The sequence below is a fragment of the Microbacterium panaciterrae genome, from assembly GCF_039541635.1.
GTDB classification, from domain to species: Bacteria; Actinomycetota; Actinomycetes; order Actinomycetales; family Microbacteriaceae; genus Microbacterium; species Microbacterium panaciterrae.
Map to the genome: position 1 here is coordinate 232,743 of NZ_BAABGP010000024.1, position 25,930 is coordinate 258,672.

Here is a 25,930-nt window from a genome sequence, read left to right on the forward strand (position 1 = left end):
TCCCCCGCCTCCGACGTCAGGCCGTGGCCTCGATGCGCGGGAACAGCGGCGCGAGCGCCTGCACCTGCGTGCCGGCCGGCAGCTGGCCCCAGCGTCCGGCGTCGCGGATCGGCTGCGCCGTGAGCGCGCCGAGCCCTGCCTCCGCGCCCAGCGCCTCCCAGAGCTTCGCGGTCGCCTGCGGCATCACCGGCGAGAGCAGCACGGCGAGCGCGCGCAGCCCCTCGGCGCACGTGTAGAGCACGGTGCCGAGGCGATCCTTCTGCTGCTCGTCCTTGGCCAGCGACCACGGCTCGTTCTCGGTGATGTAGTGGTTGAGCGCGTCGACGATCGTCCAGACGTCGGCGATGGCCTCGTCGATCCGGAAGCGGTCGATCGCGGCGTCGGCGTCGGCCGCCGCCTTCGCGACGAGCTGCTGCACGTGCAGATCCTGCTCCGTGTACTCCGCCGCCGCGGGGATCACGCCGCCGAAGTAGCGCTCGATCATCGCGATCGTGCGCGAGGCGAGGTTGCCGAATCCGTTCGCGAGTTCGGCCTGGTAGCGGGCCGACAGATCCTCCCAGGAGAAGGATCCGTCCTGTCCGAACGCGATCGCGGAGAGGAAGTAGAACCGGTAGGCGTCGGACCCGAACACGTCGGTGATCTCGGTCGGCGCGATGCCGGTGAGCTTCGACTTCGACATCTTCTCGCCGCCGACGAGCAGCCAGCCGTGCGCGAACACGCCCTTCGGCACCTCGAGGCCCGCCGCCATGAGCATGGCGGGCCAGATGACGGCGTGGAAGCGCAGGATGTCCTTGCCGACCACGTGGTACCCGGGCCAGCGACGTGCGAACTGGTCGGTCTCGGTTGCTGAGCCTGTCGAAGCTCCGTAGCCGACCGCGGTCACGTAGTTCAGGAGCGCGTCGACCCACACGTAGATGACGTGCGAGGTGTCCCAGGGCAGCGGGATCCCCCAGTCGAACGTCGACCGCGAGATCGACAGATCCTTCAGCCCCTGCGACACGAACGAGACGACCTCGTTGCGTGCGGAGTCGGGGCGCACGAAGTCGGGATCGGTCTTGTACAGCTCGAGCAGCCGGTCCTGGAACTCGCTGAGCTTGAAGAAGTAGTTCTTCTCCTGCAGCAGCTCGAGCGGCTTGGAGTGGATCGCGCAGACCTTGAGGCCCTCGAACGGACCGGTGCCGTCGACGATCTCGGACTCGGGCTTGAACTCCTCGCAGCCCACGCAGTACAACGCCTCGTACTCGCCGGCGTAGATGTAGCCCGCGTCGTAGAGCTTCTGGAAGAAGACCTGCACGTTGGTCTCGTGCCGCTCCTGCGTGGTGCGGATGAAGTCGTCGTTGGCGACGTCGAGCGTCGTCAGCAGCGGGTACCAGCTCTCGGTGACGAGCTTGTCGACCCACTCCTGGGGGGTGACGCCGTTCGCGGCCGCGGCCCGCAGCATCTTCTGCCCGTGCTCGTCGGTGCCCGTGAGCATCCAGGTGTCGTCGCCCGACTGGCGGTGCCAGCGCGCGAGGGTGTCCACGGCGACGCTGGTGTAGCCGTGCCCGATGTGGGGCACGTCCGACGGGTAGTAGATCGGCGTGGTGATGTAGAAGGACTCGCCTGCGGGCATGCGTTCGATTCTAGGCGGGAAGCGGAGGGCGGTTCGGACGATGACGCTCGCGAAGCACGACGTCCGCCTGGCTCCGGTCCGCCGAGCGTGCGCCTGCCGCGGAGATGTACAGCTGCTTCGGACCGAGTTCGCGGATACGGTCCGAAGAAAGCGCACATCTCCGCGCGAAGCGCACGCACGAGCGGCCGGCGGAGAGGCCGGCCACCGGCACGGCGCCCAGAACGGGCCTCAGCGCGCGGCGAGCGCGGCCTGGTACAGGTCGCGCGAGCGGAGGCCGGTCGCGCTGGCGACCTCGGCGCAGGCCTCTTTGAGGCGCACGCCGGAGGCGACCAGCGCCTGGACCTGGGCAAGCGCGTCGTCCGCGGACACCTCCCGGGGCGCGGCGCCGGAGACGACCACCACGATCTCGCCCTTCACGCCTTCCGCGGCCCACTCCGCCAGCTCCGCCACGCCGCCGCGGCGCACCTCCTCGTAGAGCTTGGTCAGCTCGCGGCACACCGCAGCCCGCCGCGCGGGGCCGAACGCACCGGCCATGTCGCCGAGCGTCGCCGCGAGGCGGGACGGCGACTCGAAGAACACCATCGTGCGCGGCTCGGACGCCAGCCCGCGCAGCGCCGTGCGCCGCTCCCCCGGTTTGCGTGGCAGGAAGCCCTCGAACGTGAAGCGATCCGTGGGCAGGCCCGATACGGCGAGCGCGGTCACGACGGCGCTCGGCCCGGGAATCGCGGTCACCGTCACGCCGCGCTCGGCGGCCGCGGCCACCAGCCCGTAGCCGGGGTCGCTCACGGTCGGCATGCCGGCGTCGCTGAGCACCAGGATGTCCTCGGTCTCGGCGAGTTCGGCGAGCTCGGCCGCCTTTGTCTTCTCGTTGTGGTCGTGCAGCGCGACCAGGCGCGGACGGTTCACGATCCCGAGGCCCAGCAGCAGACGGTGCGTGGTGCGGGTGTCCTCGGCCGCGATCAGCGTCGCGTTCTCCAGCGCCTCCACGAGACGCCGCGACGCATCGCCCAGATTGCCGATCGGAGTGGCCGCGAGGATGATCACCCGCTCAGCTTAGGCTGGTGCGGTGACCGCGCCCCTGCTGCCCGACGTCGACGTCATGCGTGACGCCCGCCCGACCGGCTGGGAGCGCCTGCGCGACGCGTGGATGCAGGATCCGGCCCGGCTGCGGCTGCTGAGCTGGCTCGCCCCGACGCTCATCGTGCTGCTGGCCGCGGTGCTGCGGATCGTCGGCCTCGGGCATCCGCACACGCTCGTCTTCGACGAGACGTACTACGTCAAGGACGCCTGGTCGCTGTGGACGCAGGGCTATGAGGGATCCTGGCGCACCGGCGCCAACGACCTGTTCGCGAAGGGCGACACGAGCGCCCTGCAGGACACCGCCGCGTTCGTCGTGCACCCTCCCCTCGGCAAGTGGCTGATCGCGCTCGGGATCGCCGCGTTCGGGCCCGGATCCAGCTTCGGCTGGCGGATCGCCACGGCGCTCATCGGCACCCTGAACGTCCTGGTCGTCTACCTGATCGCCAAGGAGCTCACCCGCTCCATCACGGTCGCGTCGCTCGCGGCGCTGTTCCTGGCTGTCGACGGCCTCGGGATCGTGCTGAGCCGGATCGGCCTGCTCGACGGGATCCTCACGTTCTTCCTCCTGCTCGGCTTCCTGTTCCTCCTGTACGACCGGCGACGCACGATGCCCCGGCTGCAGGATCGCGCGTTCCACGAACGAGGGGACGAGCCGACGCTGTGGGGACGGGTGCTGTGGCGGCGGCCCTGGCTGCTCGCCACCGGGATCGCGCTGGGCGCGGCATGCGCGATCAAGTGGTCGGGCGTGTACGTGCTCGCCGCGGCCGGGATCTACGTCGTGGTCACCGACGCGCTCGCCCGCCGCCGCGCCGGCATCGCGCTCTGGCCGACCGACGCGGCGTTCCGGCAGGGGCCGATCAGCTTCCTGGCGCTGGTGCCGGCGTCCGGCGTCGTCTACGTGGCGAGCTGGACCGGCTGGTTCGTGACGAACGGCGGCTACGACCGGCACGTCACCGACAACGTGCTCACGTCGTGGTTCAAGTACCACTCCGACATCCTGGCGTTCCACGTCGGGCTCACCTCCTCGCACCCGTACGCGAGTCCCGCCTGGCAGTGGCCGCTGCTGCTGCGCCCCACCGCGTTCTGGGTGGGCGGGCAGGACGCCCCGTGCTTCGGCACCGACCACTGCATCGGCACGATCACCTCGATCCCGAACCCGCTGATCTGGTACCTGGGCGTCGCCGCCGCGGTGTACCTGCTGGTGCGGTTCGTCCGCGGCCTGATCCGCCGCACGCCGATGCCGTGGAGCTACGCGATCCCGCTCGTGGGCCTGGCAGGCACCTACCTGCCGTGGCTGGCGTTCCCCGAGCGCACGATCTTCCAGTTCTACACGGTGGTGATGGCGCCGCTCCTGATCCTCGCGCTCGTGCTCGCGCTGCGCGACATCGCCGGCAGACCGTCCGATGACCGGCATCGACGACAGGCCGGGCAGCGCACCGTCCTGGTGATCGTGGTGCTGATCGGGCTGCTCAGCGCCTTCTGGTATCCGCTGTGGATCGGCCTGCCCGTGCCGTGGTGGTTCTGGCAGGCGCACAACTGGATGCTGAGCTGGATCTGAGGGGGCAGACATGCGCATACTCGACGCGGTCGACGAGACGCTGATCGCCCGGCTGCGGGCGCAGCAGGAGTTCTTCTGGCTCGACCTCGCCGATCCCACCGAGGCCGACGTGGAGCGCCTCGGCACGCTGCTCGGACTGCATCCGCTCGCCGTCGAGGACAGCGTGAAGCGCGGACAGCGCCCGAAGCTCGACACCTACGGCGAGACCGCGCTGCTCGTGCTGCAGGGCGGGATCGAGTCGCACCCGGAGGACGAGAACGACCACCCGCTGGAGGAGGTGCACTGCCACCTCAGCGGCGAGTTCATCGTCACGCTGCACGGCGCGCGCTTCACCGATCTGCAGCATGTGAAGACGCTGCTGGAGCGCTCTTCCGCCCCCAAGACCGAGCGCTACTACGTCTACAAGATCATCGACGTGATCGTGGACAGCTTCTTCCCGATCCTGAGCGACCTCGATGAGGAGATCAACCAGCTCGAGGATGCGATCGTCTCCGGCGCCGGCCGGCACGAGCTGCAGGAGACGTTCCGGCTGAAGCGCCTGCTGCTGAAGCTGCGCCGGGCCGTGGTCCCGATGCGCGACCTGTTCGCACGCGAGGCCGAGGTCATCACCGATCTCGCCGGGCTGGAGAGCGACAGCCACGACTACTTCCGTGACATCTACGACCATCTGATCCGGATCACCGACGAACTCGACGGCTATCACGAGATGGTCTCCGGCTGCACCGACCTCTACCTGTCCACGGTCGCGAACCGGCAGGGCGAGACGTCCAAGCAGCTGGCCATCATCGCGTCCATCTTCCTGCCCCTGAGCTTCCTGACCGGATTCTTCGGAATGAACTTCGACTGGTCGATCGCGCACGTGCTGTCGGGACCGTGGTCGTTCTTCCTGCTCGGGATCGGATCGATGGCCGTGTCGGGCGCCATCATGTGGTGGTGGTTCCGCCGCAAGGGCTGGACCGGGAACGACGAGTAGGCCGGGTCAGCCTCATCGTGCGCGCTCGAGGAGCGACGGATCCATCACCGGCAGCCGGCAGACGAATCCGCGGCAGTCGTAGGCCGCCCCGTCCACGCCATCTCTCGCATCGAACAGCGTGAAACCTGCCGCCGTCCACGCGCGGGCCTGATCAGGTGTCACGACCGCGATGACATCGGCGTCCGCAGCACGACCCGCGCGGGCCAGGGGGCCGGTCGGATCCGAGGTGACCACCACGATCTGACGCGGCGGGGTCGCGATCCCCGCCGCGACGCGCAGCAGCGAACCGTGTCCGAACGGATGCTGCAGCGCCACGCCCGCCCGCCCGGCGATCAGTCCTTCGGCCCGTGCGCGATACTCCTCCCCCGCGCCGAGCCGCCAGGCCGTGAGCGCGGCCGCGGCGACCGCCGCGGTCCCGGACGGCAGGTCGCCGTCGGTCTCATCGGACGCCCCCGGGACCCCGAGCGCGGCCAGCACCGGATCCTGCGCGGCCTCGGACGACAGCACGTCGCGCGCCGCGATCGCCCATTCGACATCACCCGTGGCCAGGGCGAGCGAGAACAGCCCCTCCGCGAGCAGGCCCAGATCCGCCGCGGTGGCGACGGCGGGCGACGCGACGCCGTCCAGCGAGGTCCGCACCAGCGTCCCTCCCGCATCACGGTTGACGGTCAGGACGGTGCGAGCGGCCTCCGCCGCGGCCTCCCCCCAGGCCGGTTCGCCGAGGACGGATCCGGCCCGGGCGAGGGCGCCGATCGCGAGGCCGTTCCAGCCGGTGATGATCTTGCCGTCCACGGCGGGCGGCTCGAGCCCCTCCCGCGCCCCGATCGGACGGTGGTAGAAGCCGCCCTCGCTGCGCGCGCCGTCGATCCACGACTCCGAGTCCTGCGCGGCGCCGAAGCCGCCGCTGGGGTGGCGCAGCACGGCGAGCAGGAATCCGACGATCCCGCGCGCGACATCCTCCCGACCCGCATCGAGCGCGACCTCGAGCAGCTGCGCGTTGTCGGTCAGCATGCGCTCGTAGTGCGGCACCGTCCAGTCCGCGCGGGTGGCGTAGCGGAAGAAGCCGCCGTCCTCGTCGTGCAGGGCGGAGGCGGCCATCGCATCGAGCGCCCGCGTCGCCACGTCGCGCTGCCCTGTCACCTGCAGGAACCGCAGCGTGGTCGCGACCGGGAACTTGGGCGCGCCGCCGAAACCGCCGTACCGACGGTCCTCCCGCGCGGCGATCCCGGCCGCCGCCTCGGCGATCGCAGCCTCGTCCGGCAACGCCGAGGGCTCCGAGACCGTCATGGCAGCCAGCGCCTCGGCGACCGCGCCGGCCTGTTCGTCGACCTGCATGCGCCGGTCGGTCCAGGCCTCGCGCACCGCCGTGAGCACCGTCCGGAACGAGGGCATCCCACCCTGGGCGACCGGCGGGAAGTACGTGCCTGCGTGGAAGGCACGGCCCTCGGGGGTCGCGAACACCGTCAGCGGCCAGCCGAGGTTGCCGGTGAACGCGGCAGCGGCGGCCATGTACGCCGCGTCGACGTCGGGATGCTCCTCCCGGTCGACCTTGATCGCGACGAAATCGCGGTTCAGGTCATCGGCGGTGGCCGGATCCGAGAACGACTCCCGCGCCATGACGTGACACCAGTGGCAGGTGGAGTAGCCGATCGAGATCAGCACTGGCACGTCGCGGCGCCGTGCCTCGGCGAACGCCTCCGAGCCCCACGGATACCAGTCCACGGGGTTGCCGGCGTGCGCGCGAAGGTACGGACTCCCGGTGCCGGCGAGGCGGTTGCTCATGCGCTCACGCTACGCCGGAGCGCAGCTTCTGCGCCGCTCAGCTGAACTGATCGGGGTGGGTGCCGACGCGGCCGGATCCGTCACCCGGGTCGAGCGCGTCGATCGCGGCGAACTCGACGTCGCTCAGGGCGAAGTCGAACAGGTCGAGGTTCTCGCGCAGCCGCTCGGCGCGCACCGACTTCGGGAAGACGATGTTGCCGTGCTGCAGGTGCCAGCGCAGCACGACCTGCGCCGGGGTCTTGCCATGCGCCGCGGCCGCCGCGGCGACCGCGGGCGTGCCGAACAGGTCGTACTTGCCCTGGCCGAGCGGACCCCAGGCCTCGACCTTCACGCCATGGTCACGCGCCCAGGAGACGACGTCGCGCTGCTGATAGGCGGGGTGCAGCTCGATCTGGTCGACCGCGGGGATCACTCCGGTCTCCGTGACGATGCGCTCCAGATGCGGGACGAGGAAGTTCGAGACGCCGGCCGAGCGGGCAAGGCCCCGGTCGCGGATCGCGACGACCTTCTCCCACGCGTGCACGTAGTTGTCCTTCGCCGGGGTCGGCCAGTGCACCAGGTACAGGTCGACGTGGTCGAGGCCGAGCTTGTCCAGGCTCTCCGCGATCGCCGTGTCGGCCTCGTCGCCGTCGTGGCGGTCGTTCCAGAGCTTGGTGGTGATGAACAGCTCGTCGCGCGGGATGCCGCTGGACGCGATCGCCGCGCCGACACCGGACTCGTTGCCGTAGATCGCGGCCGTGTCGATGTGCCGGTAGCCGATCTCCAGCGCTTCGCTGACCGTGCGCTCGGTGTCGGCGGGATCCACCTTGAAGACGCCGTATCCGAGCTGCGGGATCGTGTGGCCGTCGTTGAGCGTGATGTCGGGGATCGTCATGGATCCAGCCTAGGGGCGACGATCGCAGCCGAGGGCGATACGCTGGAGGGCTATGTCTGCGCCCGTCATCTCGTATCCGCCGGAACTCCCGGTCAGTGCCGCGCGCGACGAGATCGCCGCGGCGATCCGAGATCACCAGGTCGTCGTGGTCGCCGGTGCGACCGGGTCCGGCAAGACCACCCAGCTGCCGAAGATCTGCCTCGAGCTCGGCCGGGAGCGCATCGCGCACACGCAGCCGCGTCGGCTCGCGGCCCGCACGATCGCCGAGCGCGTCGCCGAGGAGCTGCAGGTTCCGCTCGGCGGGCTGGTCGGCTACAAGGTGCGCTTCACGGATCAGGTTTCCGAGGAGACGCGGATAGCGCTCATGACCGACGGGATCCTGCTCAACGAGATCCACCGGGACCGGCTGCTGCGCCGCTACGACACGATCATCATCGACGAGGCGCACGAGCGCTCGCTCAACGTCGACTTCCTGCTCGGCTACCTGCACCGGATCCTGCCCGAGCGCCCCGACCTCCGTGTCATCATCACGTCGGCGACCATCGACCCGCACAGCTTCGCCCGGCATTTCGCGAACGCCGACGGGGAGCCCGCGCCCGTGATCGAGGTGTCGGGCCGGACGTATCCGGTCGAGATCCGCTACCGCCCGCTCGTGGAGGCGTCCCGAACCCAGTCAGAAAGCGGTCCACCGGCCGATTCTCGACCGAAAGCACCGAATCGACTGAGTTCGGCACGCCGTTCCGACGAGCCCGAGGACGAGGTCACCGCGATCGTCACCGCCCTGCGAGAGCTGGATCGCGAGGAGCGCGGCGACGTGCTCGTGTTCCTGCCCGGCGAGGCCGAGATCCGCGACGCCGCCGACGCGATCCGCGGGGCGTACCGCTCGCAGACGGCACCGGTCGAGGTGCTGCCGTTGTACGGCCGGCTGTCCGCCGCCGAGCAGCACCGCGTGTTCGAGCCGTCGACCGTCGCGGGTCTGCGCCGCCGCGTCATCCTGGCCACGAACGTCGCCGAGACGAGCCTCACCGTGCCCGGCATCAAGTACGTGATCGACACCGGAACCGCCCGCATCTCCCGGTACAGCAACCGCTCCAAGATCCAGCAGCTGCCGATCGAGGCGGTGTCGCAGGCCTCGGCCAACCAGCGCTCCGGTCGGGCCGGCCGCACCAGCGCCGGCATCGCGATCCGCCTGTACGGCGAGGACGACTTCGACAAGCGGCCGGAGTTCACCGAGCCCGAGATCCTGCGCACCTCGCTCGCGTCGGTCGTGCTGCAGATGCTCAGCCTCGGCTTCGGCGACATCTCCGAGTTCCCGTTCCTCACGCCTCCCGGGTCGCGCGATGTGCGCTCGGCCATCGACCTGCTCGTCGAGCTCGGCGCGGTGCGGGCCGGACGGGCGGGATCCGCCGACGTCCCCGAACTCAGCCGGATCGGCCGCGACATCGCCCGCATGCCGATCGATCCGCGGTTCGCGCGTATGCTCGTCGAGGCCGGAAGGATCGGCGTGACCGCGCCGGTGCTCGCGATCGTCGCCGGCCTCTCGATCCAGGACGTGCGCGAGCGGCCCTCCGCCGACGCGTCCCAGGGCGTGCGCGACGAGGCGGAGCGGATGCACGCGCGCTTCGCGGATCCGACCAGCGACTTCCTGTCGATCCTGAACCTGTGGAACCACCTGCGCGAGCAGCAGCGGGAGCTCGGATCCAGCGCGTTCCGCCGGCTCTGCCGCTCCGAGCACCTGAACTACGTGCGGGTGCGGGAGTGGTTCGACGTGCACCGCCAGCTGCGGACGCTCGTGAAGGCGGGCCTCTCGAAGGCCTCCGGGACCGATGCGCCCGTCACGGGATCAGATCCCGACGCGGTCCACCGGGCCCTGCTCTCCGGACTGCTGTCGCAGATCGGGATCCTCGACGAGCGCACGACCGCCAAGGGGCCGACAGCCAAGGCGAAGGATCAGAAGCACCGGATCAGCGAGTACCGCGGCGCGCGCGGGATCCGGTTCTCCCTCTTCCCCGGATCCGCCCTCCGGAAGAAGTCGCCGCGCGCGGTCATGGCCGCGGAGATCGTCGAGACCTCGCGCACCTTCGCGCGCACCGCTGCGGCGATCGATCCGGCCTGGGCGGAGGCGCTCGCGGGCGACCTCGCCAAGCGCCAGGTCTCCGAGCCGCACTGGTCGAAGGAGTCCGGGGCCGCCGTCGCGTTCGAGAAAGTGACGCTGTTCGGCGTCGAGATCGTGCCGCGCCGGCGCGTGCAGTTCGCGCGCATCGACCGGGCGGCGTCCCGAGAGCTGTTCCTGCGGCACGCGCTCGTCGAAGGCGAGTGGGATCCGAGCCGCATCGACAAGCGCGTCTCCGCGTTCTGGCGGAGCAACGCCGAGCTGCGCAAGCGCCTGGAGAAGCTCGAGGAGCGCGAGCGGCGCCGCGACATCCTCGTCGGCGACGAGTCCGTGTTCCGCTTCTACGACGAGCGCATCCCCGCCGACGTGTTCGACGTGCGCTCGTTCGAGGCCTGGTGGCGCGACGCCCTGGCGACCACGCCGCGGCTGCTGGTGATGCGCGAGGACGACCTCCTCGACGACGCCGACCGGGCCGATCGGCAGGACTTCCCGACGCGGTGGACGCAGGGCGACCAGGTGCTCGGCCTCGCCTACCGGTTCGAGCCGGGTGCCGCCGACGACGGCGTGAGCGTCGTCATCCCGCTCGCGCTGCTGCAGCAGGTGCAGGATGCGGGCTTCGACTGGCAGGTGCCGGGTCTGCGCGCCGAGCTCGTCACGGCGCTGCTGCGCGCGCTGCCGAAGGCGATCCGCCGGCATGTGGTGCCCGCGGCGGACTGGGCCGAGAAGTTCGGCGCCGAGCTCGCGGCAGCGGGGCCGGAGTCGCACGAGGGGCTGCCCGGGCGCAGCCTGCGCGACGCGCTCGCCCGCCTCATCCAGCCGCTCGCGAATCAGCGCCTGTCTGCGGACGACTTCGACCTGGAGCGGGTTCCCGCGCACCTGCGGATGAACTTCCGCGCCGTCGACGAACGCGGGCGCGTGGTCGGATCCGGCCGCGATCTGACGGTGCTGCAGCGCGAGCTCTCCGACCGCTCCCGGGCCAGCGTCGCACGCTCGATCGGGCGGCAGTCCGCGACGCCGGCTCGGCAGGGACCAGGGCGCGCCGGTGCAGCCGCGGTCGCGGCCGCGGCCTCATCGACGACCCCCGCCGAACGGGACGGCATCACGACCTGGGATCTCGGCGACCTTCCCGCCGTGCTCGACTCGCGCGTCGCCGGCGGCGTGGTGCGCGGCTACCCGGCCCTGGTGGATCAGGGCAAGTCGGTCTCGCTGCGCGTGGAGGCGACGGCCGACGCCGCGCTCGCCGCGACCCGCGACGGCGTGCTGCGCCTTGTGCTGCTGGGCATCCCCTCCCCCGCGTCGTACGTGCAGGAGCACCTGACCAGCGCGGAGAAGCTCGCGCTCGCCACCTCCCCGTACCCGAACGTCGCCACCCTCATCGAGGACGCCCGCACGGCCGTGGCCCGCGCCGCGATCGACCGGCTAACGGGCCCTTCGACAGGCTCAGGGACCGGGGGTGCGGCCGGGTCGGAGACCGGGGGGATCGTGCGCTCCGAGGCGGAGTTCGCGCGCGTCCGCGATGGCGTCTCCTCCGTCGTCGTCGACGAGCTGTTCGCGCTCGTCTCGCTCACCGCGAAGATCCTCACCCGCGCGCGCGACGTCGAACGTGCGATGAAGGGACAGAACTCGCTCGCCTTGCTCGGACCCCTGAACGACATCCGCGGCCAGCTCGACGCTCTGCTGCCGTCCGGCTTCCTCTCCCGCGCCGGCGTCGAACGCCTCGCGCATTACCCGCGCTTCCTGGACGGGATCCTCGACCGGCTGCGGAACCTCGCCGATGCCCCCGGCAAGGACCGCACACGGATGACCGAGTACGAGCGCATGGCGCAGGCCTACACCGACGTCGGCGGAACACTTCCCCTCGAGCGGACTGCGGATCCCCGCCTCGTCGAGGTGCGCTGGCTGCTCGAGGAGTACCGGATCAGCCTGTTCGCCCAGCGGCTCGGCACCGCACAGCCCGTGTCACCGCAGCGGATCCTGAAGGCGCTCGCCGGAAGATGACACGAGCGGCCGTGCCGCCCTTGCGCACCCGTAGCCTGTAGTCATGACGCAGGCGATCGTGCAGACCGAGATCGGCGGACCCGAGGTCCTCACCCTGGTGGAGGTGCCGGATCCGGTCCCCGCGGCGGGCGAAGTCATCGTGCGCATCGAGGCGGCGGGCGTGAATCCGATCGACGTGAAGCAGCGCAGCGGCGCTCGCCCACTGCCCCCGATCACCGAGCCCCGGCATTTCGGGTTCGACGGCGCGGGTGTCGTCACGGCGATCGGATCCGGCGTCGAAGACATCGCGGTGGGCGACCGGGTGGCGATCCGGGACACCCGCGGCACGTATGCAACAGCGCTCGCCGTCGCGGCCGCGCACGTCGCCGCGCTGCCGGATGCGGTCTCCGCGGCGGAGGGGGCAGCCCTCCCGATCCCCGCCGGCACCGCCTATCAGTCGCTGCGCTCCCTCGGCGTGGGCGAGGGCGACCTGCTGCTCGTGCACGCCGGGTCCGGCGCGGTCGGACAGGCCGCCATCCAGTTCGCCATCGCGTGGGGCGCCCAGGTCATCGCGACCGGCAGCCCGGCCTCGCACGACCGGCTGCGCGCGCTCGGCGCGATCCCGGTCGCGTACGGCGAGGGCCTGGAAGACCGGATCCGTGCGGCCGCGGACGGGCGCGAGATCACCGTCGCGCTCGACGGCGCCGGCACCGACGAGGCGATCGAGGCCTCCCTCGCGCTGGTCGCCGATCACGACCGGATCGCGACGATCGTGCGCGGCTGGGAGGCCGAGCGCTTCGGCATCCGGGCGTTCAGCGGCGGCAGCCCGATCCCGCTCACCGCGCAGGAGATCGCGTGGCGCGCCGAGGCGCTGCCCGCCACGATCGCCCTCATCGCCGAGGGACGGTTCTCAGTCGAGTTCGGCCCCGAGCTCCCGCTCGCCGAGGCCGCGGAGGCGCACGGGCTGATCGAGGCGCACGCCGCGCGCGGCAAGATCATCCTGCGCCCCTGAGCCCCAGGGCACGCCCGGCATCCGCAACAGTCCGAAACATCCCAGCGGGGATCGCCCGCGCGCCGGAGGATGGAGCGGTGACCGCTCCCGACGCCCTCCGCGCTGCCCCCGACACCCGCTTTGCCACAAAGCAGGTGCAGGCCGGATATGTGAGCGGCGTCGGGCAGAACACGGCCGTCCCGCCGCTGTACCAGTCCGCGGCGTACGAGTTCTCCTCGCTCGCGGAGGCCCGCGACCTGTTCGCGCTGCGCCGCGCGGGCAACATCTACAGCCGCAACGCCAGTCCCACCCAGCAGCTGCTCGAGGAGCGCGTCGCGGTGCTCGAGGGCGGCGTGTCCGCGGTCGCCGTGGCGAGCGGTCAGGCGGCGGTCGCTGTGACGATCCTCGCCCTCGCCGGCCGCGGCGGGCATGTCGTGGCCGCCGACCGTCTCTACGGCGGCACGGTCGATCTGCTGCAGGACACCCTCGACGACTTCGGCATCACCGTGACCTTCGTCGACCAGGACGACCCAGCCGCCTGGCGGGCCGCCGCGACCGCGCGCACCCGCCTGTTCTTCGCCGAATCCGTCGCCAATCCGCTCGCGCAGGTGCTCGACATCCGCACCGTCGCCGACATCGCGCACGAGGCCGGGGTCCCGCTCGTGATCGACAGCACCGTCGGCACCCCCTATCTGATCCGCCCCGGCGAGCACGGCGCCGACTTCGTGGTGCACTCCGCGACGAAGTACCTCGGCGGGCATGGCACCTCCCTCGGCGGCGTCGCGGTGGATCTCGGATCCTTCGACTTCGGTGCGGATCCGGCACGCTGGCCGCAGTTCACGGTCCCCGCGGCGCGGTTCGGGCCGCAGTCGCTCTGGGAACGGTTCGGGCGGGGGTTCGCGTTCGCGACCCTGGTCAAGGCCAAGTACGTGCACGATCTGGGGCCGTCGCTCTCGCCGTTCAACGCGCACCAGATCCTGCAGGGCATCGAGACGCTCGATCTGCGCGTCGCGCGTCAGAGCGCATCCGCGCAGGCGATCGCCGAGGCGCTCACCGGGAATCCGGCGGTCGCCGCCGTGCATCATCCGGGTCTGGCCGGCAATCCCTGGCATGACCTCGCCACGCGCTATCTGCCCCGTGGCGTGCCCGCCGTCTTCTCGATCGACCTCGCCTCCTCCGGCGATGCGGCCGAGGATCAGCAGCGCGTGGAGCGCTTCGTGGACGGCCTGAAGGTCGTGCGTCTGGTCGCCAACATCGGCGACGCCCGCAGCCTGGTCTCGCACCCGGCGTCGATGACCCACTCGCATCTGAACGACGAGCAGCGCGCCGCCGCCGGGATCGGCGAGACCACGATCCGGCTGTCGATCGGCATCGAGGATCCCGCCGACATCCTCGCCGATCTCGAGCAGGCGCTCGCCCTCGCCCGAGTGCGTCAGACGCTCGCCGCGGTCTGAGTGTGCCTCGGTACGCTGATCCCGTGCCGATCCTGAACAAAGACATGACGCTGTGCATCTCGCTGTCCGCGCGCCCGAGCAACAACGGCACGCGGTTCCACAACCACCTCTACGAGGCGCTCGGCCTGAACTGGATCTACAAGGCGTTCGCCCCGACGGATCTCGCGCAGGCCATCGCCGGCGTGCGCGGACTCGGGATCCGGGGATGTGCGATCTCGATGCCGTACAAGGAGGACGTGATCGCGCTCGTGGACCGGATGGATCCGTCCGCGACCGCGATCGATTCCGTCAACACGATCGTGAACGACGACGGCGTGCTGACCGCTTACAACACTGACTACTCGGCGATCGCGCAGCTCATCGAGCGGAATGCGCTGGATCCGGCGTCGTCCGTGCTGCTGCGCGGATCCGGCGGCATGGCGAAGGCCACCGCCGCCGCGTTCCGGGACGCCGGCTTCACCGACGTGACGATCATCGCCCGCACCGAGAAGGCCGGGCGGCCGCTCGCTGAGCTGTACGGCTTCGCCTGGGCGGCGGATGTCGGGGATCGCACCGCCGACATCATCGTCAACATCACGCCGATCGGCATGGCCGGAGGTGCCGAGGCCGACTCTCTGTCCTTCCCCGAGGCCGCGATCGACGCCGCGACGACGGTGTTCGACGTCGTCGCGCTGCCGGCCGAGACACCGCTGGTGCGCGCGGGCCGCGCGGCGGGCAAGACCGTGATCACCGGAGCCGAGGTCGCCACGCTGCAGGCGCTCGAGCAGTTCGTGCTGTACACCGGGATCCGCCCGAGCGACGAGCAGGTGCGCGCCGCCGAGGAGTTCATGCGGGTGCAGTGATGTCCCCGGCGCCCTCTGACGTCTGGTCGCCGACCACGGGCGAACCGCTCCCGGGCCGATCCGGGCCGCTCCGGTAGACTCGGACGGTCATGCCCTCCGTGTCGAACTACCCCTCCCCGCGCCTGGATCCGCGCCCGGTCGAGACCTTCACCGCGACGCTCGGCGACCTCGCCGCCCGCCTCGGGTCTCCGGCTCCCACCGAGGGCGGCACCCGCTTCACCGGCGTCTCCGTGGCGACCGATCTTGTGCGCGCCGGCGACCTGTTCCTCGGGATCCCGGGAGCGAACGCCCACGGCGCGCGGTTCGCGGGCAAGGCCGTCGAGGCAGGGGCGACCGCGGTGCTCACCGACGCGGAAGGCGCCGCGCTCGTGCCCGACGGCGTACCGACCCTGGTCGTGGAGAGCCCTCGCCTCGCCGCCGGCCCCGCGTCGGCGTTCCTGTATCGGGATCCGGTCGCGTCGATGACGAGCATCGGCATCACCGGGACCCAAGGCAAGACCACCACCGCGTTCTACGTGGCCGCCGCGGCGGGCATGCAGCGATCCGGAACGATCGGATCCATCGGCACCACGGTCGGCGACGACTTCTTCCCGCCGGTGCTCACCACCCCCGAAGCGCCCGAACTGCAGGCGCTGTTCGCCGTGATGCGCGAGCAGCGGCTGAGCACGGTCGCCGTCGAGGCATCCAGCCACGCGCTGACCCTAGGGCGCGTGGACGGCTTCGCCTTCGACGCAGGTGTCTTCCTGAACCTCGGGCACGACCACCGCGACTACCACCCCACGCAGGCCGAGTACTTCGCCGCGAAGGCGCTGCTGCTGACCCCGGAGCACGCGAAGGTCGGCATCGTCGACATCGACTCGCACTGGGGCCGGGTGCTCGTGGCGCAGGCCACGGTGCCGGTGCGGACGACGTCGGCGGCCGGATCCGCATCCGCAGACTGGCGGGCTGAGGAGGTCGAGCTGCGCGCGCACGGATCCTCGTTCGTGATCCGCTCCCCCCGCGGCGAGCGCGTGCCGTTCTCCACGCAGCTCACCGGTGCCTTCAACGTGAACAACATCCTCGCCGCCGTCGCGGCGCTCGTGGAGTCGGGCCGCGAGCTCGCCGACCTGGCACCGGGCATCGCCGCCCTGCCGAGCGTCGAGGGACGGCTGCAGCGGTTCGACTTCGGCCAGCCGTTCACGGCGATCGTCGACTCCGCGCACAAGCCTGAGGCGATCAATGCCGCGCTGCGGGCGATCCGCACCACCACGCCGGAGGGCCGTCTCATCGCGGTGCTCGGCGCGAACGGTCACCGCGACGCCGCCAAGCGCCGCATGATGGGCCGGTTCGCCGCGATGTTCGCCGACGTGCTGGTGATCACCGACGACAACCCCTACGACGACGACCCGGCCGAGATCCGCGCCTCGCTGATCGCCGGCGCACGTTCGAGCACAGTCGAGATCACCGAGATCGCCGACCGCCGAGAGGCCATGGCCGCGGCGGTGCGCATGGCCCGCCCCGAGGACACGGTCGTGATCCTCGGCAAGGGTCACGAGCGCTACCACGCCCTCGCCGGCGGCGAGATCGCCTGGTACGACCCCGACGTGCTCCGCGAGGTCATCGAGGCGCTCTGACGGCCTGGATCGTCCCGGGACATCACTCCTCGAGCGGATCGACCTCGATGGGCACCGCTCCGGTCTCGATCGGCCGGCCCGTCGTGTTCGACCAGGCGCTCCACGACCCGGGGTACACGGTCACCTCGCGGCCGATGAGGGCGCCGGCGAGGGCGAGCTGCGCGGCGGTGACACCGGATCCGCAGTACGCCGCGATCGGCACCTCCTCGCCCGCGCCGACGACCTCGAACGCGGCCTCGATCTCGGACGGGCTGCGGAAGCGCCCGTTGGCGGTGAGCACCTCGGCGATCGGCAGATTGCGGGCGCCGGGGATGTGCCCGGCGACCGGGTCGATCGGCTCGCTCTCGCCACGGAACCGCTCGGGGGCGCGCGCGTCCAGCAGCACCCCCGCCCAGCCGTCGACCTGCGCGGTGTCGAGGATGTCGGCGGATCCGGGCGAGACCAGCACGACGTCGCCGGGCGCGGGGACCACCTCGCCCTCCTCGATCGCCCCGCCCTCGGCGCGCCACACGGAGAGGCCGCCGTCGAGCACGCGCACGTCGGCGACGCCGGCGCGGCGCAGCGCCCACCAGGCCCGGGAGGCGGGCAGCGAGCGGGAGTCGTCGTAGACCACGACCGTCTGCCCCTGGCCGATCCCCCAGCGGCGCGCGGCGCTCTGCAGCGCGTCATCGGACGGCAGCGGGTGTCGTCCTTCCGAGGGAGCGCCATGCCCCGCCAGCTCGGCCTCGAGATCGGCGAAGACCGCGCCGGGGAGGTGCCCGGCGAGATACTGCTCGTGGCCGTCCGTGAATCCGAGGCGGTAGCGCACGTCCAGGATCCGCACGTTCGCCCCCTCGTCGAGGAGGGAGCGGAGTTCGGAGGCGGTGATGAGCGCGGAGACGGGCATGGTCTCATCCTCTCAACCCCGTACGCTGGAAGCCATGACCGGCCACTCTCCGCAACCAGCATTGCGCTGGGGCATCCTCGCCACGGGCGGCATCGCCGCCGCCTTCGCCGCCGACCTGCGCACCGCGGGTCTTGATCTCGCCGCCGTCGGATCCCGCTCGCAGGATTCCGCCGATGCGTTCGCCGCGCGCTTCGACATCCCGCGCGCGCACGGGTCCTATGAGGCGCTCGCGACGGATCCGGAGGTCGACATCATCTACGTCGCCACTCCGCATCCGATGCACCATGCCGATGCCCGCCTCGCGCTCGAGAACGGCAAGCACGTGCTGATCGAGAAGGCGCTCACCCTCAACCGGGCCGAGGCCGAGGATCTCGCCGCGCTCGGCCGGGAGAAGGGCCTGCTCGTCATGGAGGCGATGTGGACCCGGTACCTGCCGCACATGGTGCGACTGCGCGAGATCCTCGCGGCCGGCACGCTGGGCGAGATCCGCGCCGTCTCGGCCGATCACACCCAGTCGCTGCCCACCGATCCCGCGCACCGGCTGAATGCCCTGGAGCTCGGCGGCGGCGCCCTGCTCGATCTCGGGATCTACCCGATCTCGTTCGTGGTCGCCGTGCTCGGCATTCCGCTCACGGTGCAGGCCTCCGCCCGGCTCGCCGAGACCGGCGCCGACGCCGAGGTCGCGACCGTGATGACCCACGAAGGCGGCGCGATCTCGACCACGCTGTCGTCCTCGCGGGCCGCGGGGCCGAACACCGCCGTCGTGCTGGGCAGCACCGCGCGCGTCGAGATCGACCGCGTCTGGTACGCCCCCACCGTGTTCCGGGTGGTCTCCGCCGACGGCACGGTCCTCGAGGAGTTCGACGGCCGCACCGAGGGGCGCGGCATGCAGTTCGAGGCGCTCGCCGCCGAACGGTTCGTCGCCGACGGCTCGCTCGACAGCGATGCCCTCCCCCTCGCCGAGAGCGTGGCCATCATGGGCCTGCTGGATGGGATCCGGGCGCAGATCGGCGTGCGGTACCCGAACGAGAACGTCTGACCCCGAGGAGCATCCGCCCATGGCCGAACCGCAGGACACCCGCGTCGCCGTCTATCTCGACTTCGACAACATCGTCATCTCCTGGTACGACCGCGTGCATGGGCGCAACGCATACAGCAAGGACCGGCAGCGGATCCAAGAGAACCCCTCCGACGCCGAGGTCGCAGAGCGCCTGAGCCGCGCCACGATCGACGTGGGCGCGATCATCGACTACGCCTCGTCGTTCGGGACCCTGGTGCTCACCCGCGCCTACGCCGACTGGTCCTCGCCGGTGAACGCCGAGTACCGCTCGCAGCTCGTCGCGCGCGCGGTGGATCTCGTGCAGTTGTTCCCCGCCGCGGCCTACGCCAAGAACGGCGCAGACATCCGCCTCGCCGTCGACGCCGTGGAGGACATGTTCCGCCTGCCCGACCTCACGCACGTCGTGATCGTCGCCGGAGACTCCGACTACGTGCCGCTCGCGCAGCGCTGCAAGCGGCTGGGCCGCTACGTCGTCGGGATCGGCGTGGCCGGCTCCACGGCGAAGTCGCTGGCCGCCGCGTGCGACGAGTTCGAAGCCTATGACTCCCTTCCCGGCGTCGACCGGATCCGCACGCGCCCGCAGCCCGAGCCGGAGGCGGCAGCCACCGCCACGGCCACCGGCACGGCCGCGGAGCAGCGCAAGACCGCCAAGCAGGTCCCCGCGCAGCGCAAGCAGGCCAAGCCCGTGGAGAAGGACGACGAGCCGAGCACCGCCGACCAGGACAGCGCCACCGCGATCCTGGAACGCGCCCTGCGCCTCGGCCACGACAAGTCCGACGCCGATGACTGGCTGCACAGCTCCGCGGTCAAAACGCAGATGCGCCGCATGGATCCGTCGTTCAGCGAGAAAGCGCTCGGCTACCGGTCGTTCAACGCGTTCCTGAAGTCGCGGGCCGACATCGCCGAACTCGAGGAGACGGGGCACGAGCGCCTGGTGCGCCTGCGCGACGCCTGAGCACATCGTCGGTGAGGGCGGGTTCAGCCCGCGACGATCTCCCGCACGGCACCCTCCAGATCCGGGTATCGGAACTCGAAGCCGGCGTCGAGCAGCACCTGGGGCGCGACCCAGCGACTCTTCAACACGAGCTCGGTCTCGGTGCCGAGCACGAACATCGCGGGCTCCAGCATGAAGCGCCAGGCCGGGATCCCGAACGGCGCGTGCACCGCGCGCCGGAGGGTGCGCATGAGTTCGCGGTTGTCGATCGCGTGCGGCGAAGCCATGTTCACGGCGCCGTCGATCTCCTCATGGTCGCGCAGGAACCGCACCGCCTGCACGAAGTCCGCCTCATGCATCCACGTGAACATCTGCCGCCCGTGCGAACGGACGAACCCCGGCTTCGCTGGGTCGGTCGGGTGCGGACCGATCCCGCGATAGCGCCGATGCGGGAACCACCAGCCGTCGATCTGCGGGCCGCCGATCCCGAGTCGTGCCAGTCGGAGCAGCATGGTGGCGACGGGTGCGTCGCGTCCGATCACGAGCGAGGTCCGCAGCGCGATCCGTCGTGTTCCGGGCAGCTCCCCGTCGAACAGCTCCGCCTCCCAGGCACGCGTGATGTCGGGCGAGAAACCGGTGTCGATGGATCCGTCGGCCTCGGTCTGGGCACGATCCAGCGCGTACCGGTACGCCGTGGCGGAGCTGCCGTTCATCCAGACCCTGGGCGGACGCTCCGCCGATGAGATGGCGCGGTGCAGCGCCCGGGTCGTCTCGACGCGGGAGCGCAGGATCTCGTCGCGGTTGCGATCGGTGTAGCGACAGTCCACCCGCTTGCCGGCGAGCCCGATCACGAGGTCGGCGCCGTCGACGAGCCGGAGGATCGCCTCCGGATCATCCCAGCCGGCATCCGCGCCCGTGCGTCCGATCGTGCGCACGTCGTAGCCGTCGATCCTCAGTGCATCCCGGATCGCCCGGCCGAGATACCCACTGCCACCGCCGATCACGGCACGCGGCTGGCCGCTCATTCCGAGGCCGCCTCTCCGGCCCCAGATCCGCCCTGATCCCGCTTGCGCTTCTCCAGTTCGGCGCGCAGCCGCCACTCCTCGATCTCCCGATCCAGGTCGGCGATCTGCTGCTCGGTGCTGCGGCTGTCTTCGGGAAGACTCGGCGCCACCGGCGCCGACGGTCGCGGCCGCCGCTCGCGTGCGGGGCTCGGCAGGCGGATCCCCTCGCTGTCGTACTCCCGGCCGACCAGGAACCAGATCAGCGAGCCGGCGAGCGGCACCAGGATCACGAGGATGATCCAGAACACCTTCGGCAGGTGCTTCACCTGGTCGTCGCGTCGCGTGATGATGTCGATGAGCGCGCCGATCAGCAGCGCCAGCAACAGGATCGAGAACAGGACGGCCATGCCGACAGCCTAGGAGATCACCGCCGACACGCGGCGATCACGGCAGCGTGTGCCCGGCCGCACGGAACAGCTCATACCACTCGGCCCGGCTCAGCTCTACGTCTGCTCCGTCCGCCGCCTCGCGCACACGGGACGGTGTGGTCGTGCCGAGCACGACCTGAATGCCGGCCGGGTGCCGGGTGATCCATGCGGTGGCGATGCCGGTGGGGGTGACGCCGTGCACCGCGGCGATGCGCTCCAGCGCCGCGTTCAGCTCGGGGTAATCCGGGTTGTCCAGGAAAACGCCCGTGAAGAACCCGGCCTGGTACGGCGACCACGCCTGCACCGTGATGCCGGCGATGCGGCAGTACTCCAGGATCCCTCCCCCGTCGCGCACGACGCTCTGATCGAGGCCGCCCATGTTCGCCGCGATCGGCTGCGTGATGATCGGCGCGTGCGTGATCGAGAGCTGCAGCTGGTTGGCGATGAGCGGCTGGGTGACCGCGGTCTTCAGCAGATCGATCTGGCGAGGAGTGTGGTTCGAGACGCCGAAGGAGCGCACCTTGCCGGAGGCATGCAGCTCGTCGAACGCCCGCGCGACCTCTTCGGGCTCGACCAGCGCGTCCGGACGGTGCAGCAGCAGCACGTCGATCCGGTCGGTGCCGAGGGCCGCGAGCGAACCCTCCACCTGGGCCATGATGTGCGCGTAGGAGAAGTCGAACATCCCCTGATCCGGCACGATGCCGCACTTGGTCTGCAGGGTGATCTCGTCACGCTCCGCCGCCGAGAGCCCGAGGGCCTCGCCGAACCGCCTCTCGCAGCCGTGCATGGCCCGCCCGTAGATGTCGGCGTGATCGAAGAAGTCGATCCCGCTGGAGCGCGCGGCGTCGTAGAGCTCACGGATCTGCGCATCCGTGCGGCCCTCGATGCGCATCATGCCCGCGACGACCGCCGGGGCGGATCCGGATCCGAAACGGATCTGCTTCATGCTGACTTCTCCTTCGTCGTGCTCTTCTTCGTCGTCGTGCTCTTCTTCGTCTTCGAGCTCTTGGTCTTCGCCGTGCTCTCGGGCGTCTTCTTCGCCGCCTGCTCCACGAACGCCGCGTAATCCTGCGCCGCGAGGTCGGCATACGCGTTCGCCCAGCCCACCAGGATCTCTGCGAGCTCGATGCCCTTGCCGGCGTACCCCGAGATCGCCGTGGCCGCCGGGGCCTGCGCGTGCGCCCGCGCGAGCGTGATCGCGCAGGCGACAGCGTATTCGCGATACCCCTCGTCTTCGATCACGTCGGTGTCGATCGAGCCTTTCATGTCGTGGAACTGACGCACGTAGTAGTCCTGCTCCGTTCCGCGGATGTGCCCGAGGAACGGATCCGAGAACGCCTGCAGCACCCGCTGCAGGCCGACCACCCTGGCCCCCTCGCCGCCCTCTTCGATGCGGCTCTGCAGATCGGCGGGCTGCGCGATGCCGCCGTACTCGGCCAGCACGCTGCGCCCTGCTTCCTTCACCTGCAGGATCATGGGCTCGGCGTCGGAGGTGCCGAGCATCGCGAGGTAGCAGCGGGTGCCCACGCTGCCCACGCCCACCACCCGACGTGCGACGTCGCGCACCCGGTACTGCCGCAGCAGCAGCTGGATGTCGACATTGGCCGACTCCGCGTAGCGCCGGAACGCGTCGTCGCTGATCCCCCGGATGTCCGGGTCGGCGTGCGTCATCACCGGCGGCTGCTCGATGAAACGCAGATGACCGTCGTCGCCGGTGACCGTCAGCCGGCGCGCGGCACGTTCGCCGGTGCGCTTCTCGGCGGCGGCGATGGCCTTCTGCAGATCCTGCTCGGAGTCGACGTCGAGTCCCTCCAGGTGCGTGCTCGCGTTGAAGTGCGCGAAATACCGCTGCAGCGGATCGGTCGCGACCGCGGAGCGCAGCGCCCTGGCGTACGCGATCACGCTGAGCCGGGCGGCCTCGTCCGCGACGGCGGTGCTCCGGGTCGCGCGCGCTCCGATCACGATGCTCGCCACAAGCCGCTTCAGGTCCCACTCCCACGGCGCCCAGGCGGCCTCGTCGAAGTCGTTCAGATCGAACATGAGCGTGCGCTGCGGCGAGGCGAAGAACCCGAAGTTGCTGATGTGCGCGTCGCCGCAGGACGGCACGAGGATCCCGGTGTTCGGCTCGTGGGAGAAGTCGGCGGCCATCAGCGCCGCCGTTCCACGGTAGAACGAGAACAGGTTCGCGGCCATGCGCTCGGTGCGCAGGGGAACCAGGTCGGCGAGCCGCGTGCTGTTCTGGCGATCCAGGATCCCGAGCGGATCTCGGCCGGTGGTCGTGATCTCGGCCAGCCGGGTCCGTGGTGTGCGGTCGCGGGCCGCACGGCCGGCGGCGATTCCCTCGGCCCGCGTGAGCATCGCATCCCCGACGAGATTGGTTTCGACCATGCCTCATTCTCCCCCGCGCGGCCGCGCCGATGTGCACGGTTCGCCGCTCCCATGACGTCCCCTGGTCGGGGTCGGAATGTCGATCCCCCGGCGTAGCGTCGGGACGACGGCGGATCCACCGCCACGGTTTCCCCAAGGAGCGTGCAGCATGGACTGGAAGATCGAGCTCATCTTCGTGCCGGTCACGGATGTCGACCGGGCCAAAGAGTTCTACGAGCGGATCGGCTTCCACGCCGACCATGACCAGACGCCGTTCGACGGCCTGCGTTTCGTGCAGATGACGCCACCCGGATCCGCCTGCTCGATCGCCTTCGGCACGGGTCTCGGGATCGACCTCGAGCCGGGTCGGCAGAACACGATCCAGGTCGTCGTCCCCGATGCCGACGAGGCCCTCGCCCACCTGCGCGACGTGGGCGCGGAGGCTGATGGAGTGGACGAGCAGGCCTGGGGCCGCTTCGTCACCTTCGCCGATCCTGACGGCAACCGCTGGACTCTGCAGCAGCTCCCCGACCGCAGCGGCGCGGCCTGATCCTGCGCGTGGGGACGGGTGCCGCGCACCTGCCCTCGCGACGCACGGGCCGAGGTTCGACATGATTCTCCCGCCGGAGCCCGCGCGGCGTTAGCGTGGGGGCATGACCTCGCCGATCGACCCCACCTCGACCTCCGCCTGGACCGAGCTCGCCGCCCTGCACGCGTCGTTCTCGCCCGACCTGCGCGGCTGGTTCGCCGACGACGCACAGCGCGTCGAGAGCCTCACCTTCGACCTCGCCGACCTCCGCGTCGACCTGTCGAAGAACCTCCTCACCGCCGACGTGCGCTCCGCCCTGGTGCGGCTGGCCGAGCAGACCGGCGTCGCCGACCGCTTCGCCGCGATGCTCGCCGGCGCGCACATCAACACGACCGAGGATCGCGCTGTGCTGCACACCGCGCTGCGCCGCCCGCGCGGTGCGGAGCCCGCGCTCGTCGTGGACGGACAACAGGTCGATGTCGACGTGCAGGCGGTGCTCGATGCGCTGTCGGCGTTCGCGGATCGCGTGCGTTCGGGCGACTGGCTCGGCGTCACCGGCAAGAAGGTCACGCACGTCGTCAACATCGGCATCGGCGGATCCGACCTCGGCCCCGTCATGGTCTACGAGGCGCTCAAGCCCTACGCGGATGCGGGGATCCAGGCGCGGTTCGTGTCGAACATCGACCCGACCGACCTCGCGCAGAAGACCGCCGATCTCGACCCCGAGACCACGCTGTTCATCGTCGCGTCGAAAACCTTCACCACGCTCGAGACGCTGACCAACGCACGGCTGGCCCGCGATTGGCTCTGGGAGCGCCTCGGTGCGGCAGGCGTCGATGTCGGCACCGACGATGCCCGCACGGCAGCGGTCGCGCACCACTTCGTGGCGGTCTCCACGGCCCTCGACCGGGTGGCGGCGTTCGGGATCGATCCGGCGAACGCGTTCGGGTTCTGGGACTGGGTCGGCGGCCGTTACTCGGTCGACTCGGCGATCGGGCTGTCGCTCGCGATCGCGCTGGGGCCCGACGTGTTCCGCGAGCTGCTCGCCGGCTTCCATGCGGTCGACGAGCACGTGCGCAGCACTCCCCTGGAGCGCAACGTCCCGGTGCTGATGGGCCTTCTGAACGTCTGGTACTCGAACTTCCTCGGCGCCCAGTCGCACGCGGTGCTGCCGTACGCGCAGCAGCTGAACCGCTTCCCCGCCTACCTGCAGCAGCTCACCATGGAGTCGAACGGCAAGTCGGTGCGCTGGGACGGCACACCGGTCACGACCGACACCGGAGAGGTGTTCTGGGGCGAGCCCGGCACGAACGGACAGCACGCGTTCTACCAGCTGATCCACCAGGGCACCCGGCTGATCCCCGCCGACTTCATCGCGGTCGCGAACCCGGCGTATCCGCTGGCCGATGACGGCCGCGACGTGCACGGGCTGCTCCTCGCGAACTTCCTCGCGCAGACCAAAGCGCTCGCGTTCGGCAAGACCGCGGAGGAGGTCGAGGCCGAGGGCACCACCGGCGCTCTCGTGGCCGCGCGCACCTTCGCGGGCAACCGGCCGACGACCTCGATCTTCGCGCCCGCCCTGACCCCGGCCGTGCTCGGCCAGCTCATCGCGCTGTACGAGCACATCACCTTCACCCAGGGTGCGGTGTGGGGCATCAACTCGTTCGACCAGTGGGGCGTCGAGCTCGGCAAGCAGCTCGCCCTGCAGATCGCCCCGGCGATCGAGGGCGACCAGGACGCCGTGAACGCGCAGGATCCGTCCACCCGGGCGCTGCTCGCCTACTACCACGAGCACCGCCGCTGAGTCGCGGACCCCGCGACAGCAGAACGGGCCGGATGCATCGCGCATCCGG

At 70.8% G+C, this 25,930-nt stretch carries 20 protein-coding genes; 11 read left to right on the forward strand and 9 right to left on the reverse strand.

Annotation, left to right across the window (positions count from 1 at the left end):
* Window positions 1-16: 16 nt before the first annotated feature.
* Window positions 17-1,612 carry a methionine--tRNA ligase gene (gene metG, locus ABD882_RS17555; RefSeq protein WP_345188725.1) on the reverse strand — a complete coding sequence of 532 codons (1,596 nt, stop codon included), beginning with the start codon at window positions 1,610-1,612 and terminating at the stop codon, window positions 17-19.
* A gap of 228 nt (window positions 1,613-1,840) precedes the next feature.
* Entirely contained in the window at window positions 1,841-2,656 is an 816-nt protein-coding gene (gene rsmI / locus ABD882_RS17560; RefSeq protein WP_345188727.1) for a 16S rRNA (cytidine(1402)-2'-O)-methyltransferase, read from the reverse strand.
* A 22-nt stretch (window positions 2,657-2,678) separates the two neighbouring features.
* Between rsmI and ABD882_RS17565 the strand changes: the two genes are divergently transcribed.
* Together ABD882_RS17565 and ABD882_RS17570 are read left to right on the forward strand one after the other, a co-directional pair.
* Window positions 2,679-4,250, forward strand: coding sequence for a dolichyl-phosphate-mannose--protein mannosyltransferase (locus ABD882_RS17565; RefSeq protein ID WP_345188728.1), 1,572 nt, complete (start codon window positions 2,679-2,681; stop codon window positions 4,248-4,250).
* 10 nt (window positions 4,251-4,260) lie between these two features.
* A complete protein-coding gene (locus tag ABD882_RS17570; RefSeq protein ID WP_345188729.1) occupies window positions 4,261-5,223 on the forward strand; it encodes a magnesium transporter CorA family protein in 963 nt (320 codons plus the stop codon).
* Between the two features lie 12 nt (window positions 5,224-5,235).
* Here the strand turns inward: ABD882_RS17570 and ABD882_RS17575 are convergent, their stop codons facing one another.
* Window positions 5,236-7,005: a thioredoxin domain-containing protein gene (locus tag ABD882_RS17575; RefSeq protein WP_345188730.1), complete on the reverse strand. Its 1,770-nt coding sequence runs from the start codon at window positions 7,003-7,005 to the stop codon at window positions 5,236-5,238.
* A 37-nt stretch (window positions 7,006-7,042) separates the two neighbouring features.
* The gene (locus ABD882_RS17580; RefSeq protein ID WP_345188731.1) at window positions 7,043-7,879 is read right to left on the reverse strand and encodes an aldo/keto reductase; all 837 of its coding nucleotides are present in this window, start codon (window positions 7,877-7,879) and stop codon (window positions 7,043-7,045) included.
* Between the two features lie 52 nt (window positions 7,880-7,931).
* Between ABD882_RS17580 and hrpA the strand changes: the two genes are divergently transcribed.
* The 5 genes from hrpA (at window position 7,932) to ABD882_RS17605 (ending at window position 16,869) form a co-directional block, all read left to right on the forward strand.
* A complete protein-coding gene (hrpA, locus tag ABD882_RS17585) occupies window positions 7,932-11,990 on the forward strand; it encodes an ATP-dependent RNA helicase HrpA (RefSeq protein WP_425563389.1) in 4,059 nt (1,352 codons plus the stop codon).
* A 43-nt stretch (window positions 11,991-12,033) separates the two neighbouring features.
* A complete protein-coding gene (locus ABD882_RS17590; protein WP_345188732.1) occupies window positions 12,034-12,981 on the forward strand; it encodes a quinone oxidoreductase family protein in 948 nt (315 codons plus the stop codon).
* Window positions 12,982-13,058: 77 nt separating this feature from the next.
* Complete coding sequence (locus ABD882_RS17595; protein WP_345188734.1) at window positions 13,059-14,414, forward strand: O-acetylhomoserine aminocarboxypropyltransferase/cysteine synthase family protein; 1,356 nt, start codon at window positions 13,059-13,061, stop codon at window positions 14,412-14,414.
* 23 nt (window positions 14,415-14,437) lie between these two features.
* A complete protein-coding gene (locus tag ABD882_RS17600; protein WP_345188736.1) occupies window positions 14,438-15,256 on the forward strand; it encodes a shikimate 5-dehydrogenase in 819 nt (272 codons plus the stop codon).
* A gap of 89 nt (window positions 15,257-15,345) precedes the next feature.
* Window positions 15,346-16,869 (forward strand): Mur ligase family protein, encoded by a 1,524-nt coding sequence (locus ABD882_RS17605; RefSeq protein ID WP_345188737.1) that lies wholly within the window; start codon window positions 15,346-15,348, stop codon window positions 16,867-16,869.
* 22 nt (window positions 16,870-16,891) lie between these two features.
* Here ABD882_RS17605 and ABD882_RS17610 read toward each other — a convergent pair whose 3' ends face one another.
* Window positions 16,892-17,755, reverse strand: a complete 864-nt coding sequence (locus tag ABD882_RS17610) for a sulfurtransferase (protein WP_345188738.1) — start codon at window positions 17,753-17,755, stop codon at window positions 16,892-16,894.
* 34 nt (window positions 17,756-17,789) lie between these two features.
* On the opposite strand from ABD882_RS17610, the gene ABD882_RS17615 reads away from it, so the two are divergent.
* Together ABD882_RS17615 and ABD882_RS17620 are read left to right on the forward strand one after the other, a co-directional pair.
* Window positions 17,790-18,794: a Gfo/Idh/MocA family protein gene (locus ABD882_RS17615; RefSeq protein ID WP_345188739.1), complete on the forward strand. Its 1,005-nt coding sequence runs from the start codon at window positions 17,790-17,792 to the stop codon at window positions 18,792-18,794.
* A gap of 19 nt (window positions 18,795-18,813) precedes the next feature.
* Window positions 18,814-19,770 carry an NYN domain-containing protein gene (locus ABD882_RS17620; protein WP_345188740.1) on the forward strand — a complete coding sequence of 319 codons (957 nt, stop codon included), beginning with the start codon at window positions 18,814-18,816 and terminating at the stop codon, window positions 19,768-19,770.
* 23 nt (window positions 19,771-19,793) lie between these two features.
* On the opposite strand, the gene ABD882_RS17625 is transcribed toward ABD882_RS17620, so the two are convergent.
* The 4 genes from ABD882_RS17625 to ABD882_RS17640 are packed head-to-tail and all read right to left on the reverse strand — an operon-like array spanning window position 19,794 to window position 23,569.
* A complete protein-coding gene (locus ABD882_RS17625; RefSeq protein WP_345188741.1) occupies window positions 19,794-20,774 on the reverse strand; it encodes an epimerase in 981 nt (326 codons plus the stop codon).
* A complete protein-coding gene (locus ABD882_RS17630) occupies window positions 20,771-21,160 on the reverse strand; it encodes a PLD nuclease N-terminal domain-containing protein (RefSeq protein ID WP_345188742.1) in 390 nt (129 codons plus the stop codon). Before ABD882_RS17630 ends, ABD882_RS17625 begins: the two co-directional genes overlap by 4 nt.
* Before the next feature lie 37 nt (window positions 21,161-21,197).
* Window positions 21,198-22,127, reverse strand: a complete 930-nt coding sequence (locus ABD882_RS17635) for an aldo/keto reductase (RefSeq protein ID WP_345188743.1) — start codon at window positions 22,125-22,127, stop codon at window positions 21,198-21,200.
* Window positions 22,124-23,569: a DUF2252 domain-containing protein gene (locus tag ABD882_RS17640; RefSeq protein ID WP_345188744.1), complete on the reverse strand. Its 1,446-nt coding sequence runs from the start codon at window positions 23,567-23,569 to the stop codon at window positions 22,124-22,126. The genes ABD882_RS17635 and ABD882_RS17640 overlap by 4 nt, the downstream gene beginning before the upstream one ends.
* 148 nt (window positions 23,570-23,717) lie before the next feature.
* Between ABD882_RS17640 and ABD882_RS17645 the strand changes: the two genes are divergently transcribed.
* Together ABD882_RS17645 and pgi are read left to right on the forward strand one after the other, a co-directional pair.
* A complete protein-coding gene (locus tag ABD882_RS17645; protein ID WP_345188745.1) occupies window positions 23,718-24,098 on the forward strand; it encodes a GNAT family N-acetyltransferase in 381 nt (126 codons plus the stop codon).
* Between the two features lie 103 nt (window positions 24,099-24,201).
* Window positions 24,202-25,881, forward strand: a complete 1,680-nt coding sequence (gene pgi, locus ABD882_RS17650; RefSeq protein ID WP_345188746.1) for a glucose-6-phosphate isomerase — start codon at window positions 24,202-24,204, stop codon at window positions 25,879-25,881.
* Window positions 25,882-25,930: the final 49 nt, after the last annotated feature.